At 48.6% G+C, this 1,553-nt stretch carries 1 protein-coding gene; it reads right to left on the reverse strand.

From position 1 onward, the window contains the following. Window positions 1-1,540 (reverse strand): asparagine synthase (glutamine-hydrolyzing) (asnB, locus tag HW443_RS11130; protein ID WP_308751107.1); only part of this gene is annotated, 1,540 nt, incomplete at its 3' end. Window positions 1,541-1,553: the final 13 nt, after the last annotated feature.

The following is a 1,553-nucleotide window of genomic DNA, read 5'->3' on the forward strand; positions in this document are numbered from 1 at the left end:
CGGGCAAAAGATCTCTCAGGGATTCCAGGAAAATGTACTTCGCGGTACTGCCTTGCAGCTTAAGATGGGAAGGGATGTTACAGACAAACTCCACTAACTTGTGATCGATCAAAGGCACTCTTACTTCCAGGGAGTGGATCATGCTCATGACATCCATGTCCCTTAAAAGAGTATGGGCCATGTAGTTTTTGAGCTCCAATCTGGATATCTTTTCTATCAAGTTCTGGACATTGTTATCCGTCAGGCTGCTCAGAAATTGTTCCGGTCTCATCAAGTCTCTATTTGCTTTGGAGTATGCCGCAGAGTAAATTTTCTCTTTCTCTTCTTCTGTAAACAGACTCCTTACTCTGGCATACTTATCCACAAATGATTTTCCCAGATATCCCATCAGGTTAATAGGATATCTCTCCCTAATTTTAGAAGGAGCCCTGCGATAAAAATTGACCAGGAATTTTTTTGCCATCCCTGGAAATCTCTCTTCAAAACTATAGATTTTAGATAAAAGCCTAAAATGCAAATACCCGGCAAACAGCTCATCCCCTCCCAGCCCGGAAAGGGCCACTGTTATCCTCTTTCTGGCGGCTTTGGATACGAAATAGCTGTTAATGCCATCCCCGCTGGGCTGATCCATGCCATAGATAATTCTGTCCAGATCCTCCAGGACGTCCTTCCCCGAGACGATGACCTCAGTATGATCCGTACTAAACCTATCCGCTATTATCCGGGCGTACCTAAGCTCATCGATATCGGCACCTTCTTCTCCAAATCCTACTGAGAAGGTCTTCACCGGGAGGCTACTCATCCGGCTCATCAGCCCGACAATAGCACTGGAGTCTACTCCTCCGCTCAAAAAAGCACCTAAAGGCACGTCACTGATCAGCCTGATCCTCACCGCTTCCTCCAGTAAGCGGCGGAGTTCGAGCTTTATTTCCGCCTCATCCATTCTCGCAACATCGCTTTTATTGCCAAAGCTCACATCCCAATAAGGTATGATTCTTACCCCATTTTGGGAAACCAGAATCTTATGGCCAGCTGGGAGGGACCTTACGCCCTGGATCAGGGTGAAGGGAGAGGGAACCGAGTAGAAGGAGAGAAAGTAGTGCAGTCCCTGAGGGTCTAGCTGTTTCTTGACCAGGCCGGAGGCGAGAATGGCCTTGAGCTCGGAAGCAAAAAGAAACTGGTCATTGACCTGAGCGTAATAAAGGGGCTTAATGCCCAGCCTGTCTCGGGCCAGAAAAAGCTTTTCCTTTTTCTCATCCCAAAGCGCAAAGGCGAACATGCCTCTAAATTCCTGCAGGCACTCTTCCCCCCACTCCTCGTAGCTATGGATGATTACTTCTGTATCCGTATCGGACCTAAATCTATGGCCTTTCTGCTCCAGACGCTTTCGCAGCTCAGGGAAGTTATAGATCTCCCCGTTGTGGACAACCCAAACGCTTCCCTCTTCGTTAGACATAGGCTGATGACCAGCCTGAGAGAGGTCGATGATGGCCAGACGGCGGTGGCCAAAGGAGAGAGATCCTGGGCTCCACGAAGTCAGGAGGCCAACATTC

It is taken from the genome of Candidatus Hakubella thermalkaliphila (genome assembly GCF_013281975.1).
GTDB lineage: Bacteria > Actinomycetota > Humimicrobiia > Hakubellales > Hakubellaceae > Hakubella > Hakubella thermalkaliphila.